The organism is Mycobacterium sp. (genome assembly GCF_049280035.1).
Taxonomy (GTDB): Bacteria; Actinomycetota; Actinomycetes; order Mycobacteriales; family Mycobacteriaceae; genus Mycobacterium.
In genome coordinates, this window is sequence record NZ_JBAPPI010000870.1 from 1 (window position 1) to 4,981 (window position 4,981).

General features: G+C 64.5%; 5 protein-coding genes and 1 pseudogene. 2 read left to right on the plus strand and 4 right to left on the minus strand.

The window, feature by feature from the left end; all coding sequences use genetic code 11:
* Nucleotides 1–508: 508 nt before the first annotated feature.
* Both WAN71_RS27695 and WAN71_RS27700 read right to left on the minus strand, forming a co-directional pair.
* Nucleotides 509–673, minus strand: a pseudogene (locus WAN71_RS27695) (PGRS repeat-containing protein); the annotation flags it as partial.
* Between the two features lie 921 nt (nt 674–1,594).
* The gene (locus WAN71_RS27700) at nt 1,595–2,980 is read right to left on the minus strand and encodes a glycine--tRNA ligase (RefSeq protein ID WP_422228388.1); all 1,386 of its coding nucleotides are present in this window, start codon (nt 2,978–2,980) and stop codon (nt 1,595–1,597) included.
* Between the two features lie 122 nt (nt 2,981–3,102).
* On the opposite strand from WAN71_RS27700, the gene WAN71_RS27705 reads away from it, so the two are divergent.
* Both WAN71_RS27705 and WAN71_RS27710 read left to right on the plus strand, forming a co-directional pair.
* Complete coding sequence (locus WAN71_RS27705) at nt 3,103–3,480, plus strand: ArsR/SmtB family transcription factor (protein WP_422228389.1); 378 nt, start codon at nt 3,103–3,105, stop codon at nt 3,478–3,480.
* Nucleotides 3,481–3,551: 71 nt separating this feature from the next.
* Nucleotides 3,552–3,944: a Fur family transcriptional regulator gene (locus WAN71_RS27710; protein WP_422228390.1), complete on the plus strand. Its 393-nt coding sequence runs from the start codon at nt 3,552–3,554 to the stop codon at nt 3,942–3,944.
* Between the two features lie 2 nt (nt 3,945–3,946).
* On the opposite strand, the gene WAN71_RS27715 is transcribed toward WAN71_RS27710, so the two are convergent.
* Together WAN71_RS27715 and uppS are read right to left on the minus strand one after the other, a co-directional pair.
* Nucleotides 3,947–4,363, minus strand: coding sequence for a hypothetical protein (locus tag WAN71_RS27715; protein ID WP_422228391.1), 417 nt, complete (start codon nt 4,361–4,363; stop codon nt 3,947–3,949).
* Nucleotides 4,364–4,981: polyprenyl diphosphate synthase (gene uppS / locus WAN71_RS27720; RefSeq protein ID WP_422228392.1), on the minus strand; the 618-nt coding region annotated here is incomplete at its 5' end.

Below are 4,981 nucleotides of genomic sequence, written 5' to 3' on the forward strand. Positions count from 1 at the left end.
CACCAGTGCCGTCGGCCGTGCCATAACCGCCGGCGCCACCAGCCCCGCCGGCACCACCGAAGCCGTTGGCGCTGGCGCCACCGTCACCGCCGCCACCACCGTTACTTCCGAGAGCGACGCCACTAGTGTCATTGTCCGTGCCATTACCGCCCGCCCCGCCGGCACCACCGAAGCCGCCGTCGCCGATGAGCGACGTGCTGGCGCCGCCGACACCACCGGTCCCACCAGCTCCGCCAACGCCGCCGGTGACACCGCTCACGGTACTGTCGAAGGTGCCGTTGCCGCCGACACCACCGGTCCCACCGGCACCACCGCTGCCGAACAACGGGCCGGTCGCGTTGCCGCCGGCCCCGCCGTCACCGCCGTCACTGCCGTGCTCGGTGGCAACGACGCCGCTGGTGAAATCATGGCCGGCGCCGCCGGCGCCGCCGTTACCGGCAATGCCAAACGCGGTATTACCGCCGTCTCCGCCGTTACTGCCGACCGCACCGACCACCATGCTGTTCCAGCCGGCTCCGCCGGCCCCGCCGTTGCCGTCGAAGGCAGCCCCGCCGTTACCGCCGGCCGCACCGACCACCGTACTGTTCCAGCCAGCTCCGCCGTCGCCGAACAGCAACCCGCCAGCACCGCCATTAGGGTCTGCCATCGTCCCGGGGGCCCCGTTGCCGATCAGGATGCCGCTGCCACCCATCTCGCTCCACAGGGTATTGAGCTGATTGTCAACCGCCGTGCCGAACGAGCTGTTGATCCAGTCTTGGTCGGCGGTGTGCATCGGGGTGTAGATGAACTCGTTGAATAGTTGAGCAAGGTCGGGTGAGGCCGCAGGATCGGCTGCAGGAAGCGCAGCAGGATCGAGCAGCGAAGCCGCGGTCGCCGCGTTATCGCCGGCCAACGTCGGATCAAAGCTACCCATCAGGGCGCCCAAATCGGCACCCAGGGTGGGGCCAATGCTCGCGAGGGAATTGATGATCGGTTCGATGATCAGCTCGAACCCGTCGGCGTGGGCCGCGGGCGCGGTGGCCAGCGGGCCCAGCCCGAACGCCAGAAACGCGCCGGCAGAGGTACTCAGACCGACTGCACGACGACGTGGCTTGGCATTGCGCGACCGGTGATTCCGCTTCGTGGAGCGCTGACGAGCCATTGCCCGACCTCCCGGCGATGTAGCCGCATCTGCAAGAAACTGTGATTTAGCTGAGTACCGTTAAGGGAACGCCTACACTGGGCGCGCTGTCAAGTCAATAGGCGCACGCAAATCTGAGGAATGCCCGGCACCCGCCGTCGTTGCCGCGAGCAAGGTACTGCGCCGGCCAGCCAGCAATCAGTATGCGATCCGTTACCCGCGTCACCCATCCCGACGGCGGCATGACACCGCGGGAGCGCCAAGCGCTCGCTGTCACATTCTGTCACCAGCACTATCGTCACGAGCTACCCGTTTCCGGTGTTTCTCTGCACGACAGCACACCGATCGGATCGGCGAAACCCGAAGCGCACCTCACAGCAAACCATCCCAGCCAGCCACCAGATGGCCGCGACGGCAGATCGGCCGACCCACGGCGGTTCGAGCGAGCACCGTCACAGCAGGGCAGGCCGGCCCTCAGCGTCCTCTAAGGCGTGCCGCCAAATAGTCGGCCACCACGTCGATGCTGACCCGGTCCTGCGTCATCGCGTCACGCTCCCGGATGGTCACGGCGTGATCCTCGAGCGAGTCGAAATCCACCGTCACGCAATACGGGGTGCCGATCTCGTCCTGGCGCCGGTAACGGCGCCCGATGGCGCCGGCGTCGTCGAACTCGATGTTCCAGCATTTGCGCAACTCGGCAGCCAGATCGCGGGCCTTGGGGCTCAGATCGGCGTGCCGGGACAGCGGCAGCACGGCGGCCTTGACCGGCGCAAGCCGGGGATCGAGCCGCAGGACCGTGCGCTTGTCCACCCCACCCTTGGCGTTAGGCGCCTCGTCCTCGTGGTAGGCGTCGACCAAAAACGCCATGAACGACCGCGTCAGCCCAGCCGCCGGTTCGATCACATAAGGCACATACCGGGTGTCGGTGACCTGATCGTAGAAGGACAGGTCCACACCGGAATGCTTTGCGTGCGTGGATAAGTCGAAGTCGGTCCGGTTGGCCACCCCCTCCAGCTCACCCCACGGGTTGCCAGCGAAGCCGAACTTGTACTCGATGTCGACCGTGCGGTCGGAGTAATGCGACAACTTATCCTTGGGGTGCTCGAACAGCCGCAGATTCTCCGCATCGATGCCCAGGTCGACGTACCAGGCCAACCTGGTATCGATCCAATACTGGTGCCACTCGGTGGCGGTCGCAGGCTCGACGAAGAACTCCATCTCCATCTGCTCGAACTCCCGGGTGCGGAAAATGAAGTTGCCCGGGGTGATCTCGTTGCGGAAGCTCTTGCCGATCTGGCCGATACCGAATGGCGGCTTGCGGCGCGCGGTCGTCACCACGTTGGCGAAGTTGACGAAAATCCCCTGCGCGGTTTCCGGCCGCAGATAGTGCAGGCCCTCCTCGGTTTCGATCGGGCCGAGATAGGTCTTGAGCATCATGTTGAACTCGCGCGGCTCGGTCCATTGGCCTTTGGTCCCGCAGTCGGGGCAGACGATCTCGGTCATCGGAATCGAATCGGGATCGTCGATCCCCTTCTTCAGCGCGTAGGCCTCCTGCATGTGGTCTTGGCGGTGCCGGTGGTGGCAGCTCATGCACTCCACCAACGGATCGTGAAACACCTCAACGTGCCCGGAGGCAACCCACACCTCGCGCGGCAAGACGATCGACGAGTCCAGGCCGACAACGTCGTCGCGGCCGGTAACTACCGAGCGCCACCACTGCCGTTTGATGTTCTCCTTGAGTTCCACCCCCAACGGCCCGTAATCCCAGGCCGACTTGGTGCCCCCGTAGATCTCGCCGGCGGGGTAGACCAGGCCGCGCCGCTTGGCGAGGTTGACGACGGTGTCGATGACAGACGCCACGAGGGGATTACTCCTAATCTTTCGATGCGGGGACGATCGAGCCGGTGAGCATCCGTCATCGTAGCGATTCGCCGCCGAGCTTCTTTGACATGCGTGATCATGCATGTGACAGTGGAACCAGTATGTCCTCCTCGACCTCCACCGCAGCCGACGGCGACGAACTGGTAGACGAACATCAGCATGGCGATGCTGTAGAGCTGCCGGCGCCACCGTCGCGGGAAATTCTGGAAGCCGCCGGCGAGCTGCTGCGCGCGCTGGCCGCGCCGGTGCGGATCGCCATTGTGCTGCAGTTGCGCGAATCCCAGCGGTGCGTTCATGAACTGGTCGACGCGCTGGGCGTCCCACAGCCGCTGGTCAGCCAGCACCTCAAGATCCTGAAGGCCGCGGGCGTGGTCACCGGGGAGCGGTCAGGCCGCGAGGTGCTCTACCGGCTGGCCGATCACCACTTGGCCCATATCGTGATCGACGCCGTCGCGCATGCCGGCGAGGACAAGCCATGACCGCCGGCGACAAAACAAATTGGAGCGATGCTGTGGGGGTACCACCCGTGCGCGGGGGAGAGCGGCGCTAAATGAACAGTCCAAGCGTACGGTCGACTCGGCAGCGGGCGGCGATCTCGACGCTGCTGGAGACGCTCGACGAGTTCCGGTCGGCCCAAGAACTGCACGACGAGCTGCGGCGGCGCGGCGAGAACATCGGCCTGACCACCGTCTATCGGACGCTGCAGTCGATGGCCGCAGCGGGCATGCTCGACACCCTGCGCAACGACACCGGCGAATCGGTCTACCGGCGCTGCTCGGAACACCATCACCACCACCTGGTCTGCCGCAGCTGCGGGTCGACTATCGAAGTCGGCGACCACGAGGTCGAGGCCTGGGCGGCCGAGGTGGCCACCGAACACGGCTTCTCCGATGTCAGCCACACCATCGAGATCGTCGGCACCTGCTCGGAGTGTCGCGGCTGAGGTCAACCCGTCAGCGCGTGACGGATCTCGGCGCCCTTGTCGAGCACCATCAGGATCAGTGTGCGCAGCGCGTCGTCGCTCAGGCCACCGCCTGGAAAGTTGTAGCGCAGCATCACGTCTGCCGTTTTGCTCGAGTTGCGTTTGGCGCTCGCTTCGCCGACCTTTTCGATCAGTGCCACCGATCCCAGCAGAGTACTGTGCGCCTGTTCGGCTACGCTGTCGCGAATCTTTTTGGTAAGCAGCAGATCCCACGCCAAAATCTGGGTCAGTGACACCAGGTCGAGGTCTTCGGTAATAGTCACGACCCGCAACGACGCGATGGTGCCGTCGTGCCGCACGGTCAGCGCACCGTCGGATTCCTCCTCGAGGGGTAATACCTCGGAGAGGACGGTCAGCAGTCGCTCCTGCAACGAAGGCATCTAGGCCGTCCCGAATCGTCGACTTCGTGATGCATATTCTTCGCAGGCCGCCCACAGATCGCGGCGGTCGTAGTCGGGCCAGAGTTTGTCCTGGAAGATGTATTCGGCGTAGGCCGCTTGCCACAGCATGAAATTGCTGGTCCGCTGCTCGCCCGAGGTACGCAGTAACAGATCTACGTCGGGAATGTCGGGTCGATGCAGGTGGCGGGCAACGGTCGCCTCAGTCACCCGCTCGGGGTTCAGCCTGCCCACCGCTGCTTCGCGCGCAATATCCCTTGCGGCCTCAGCAATTTCGGTACGGCCACCATAGTTGACGCAGTAGTTCACCGTGATGACGTCGTTGTGCATCGTCATCTCCTCTGCGATCGCCAACTCGTTGATGACGCTGCGCCACAGGCGTGGCCGCGAGCCCACCCAGCGTATCTTCACGCCCATCTCGTTGAGGTTCACCCGGCGCCGTCGCACCACGTCGCGGTTGAACCCCATCAGGAAACGGACTTCTTCGGCTGACCGCTTCCAGTTCTCGGTGGAAAAAGCGTAGAGGCTGAGCCATTTGATGCCGATTTCTATTGCACCGCAGACGATGTCGATGACGACGGCCTCACCCATCTTGTGGCC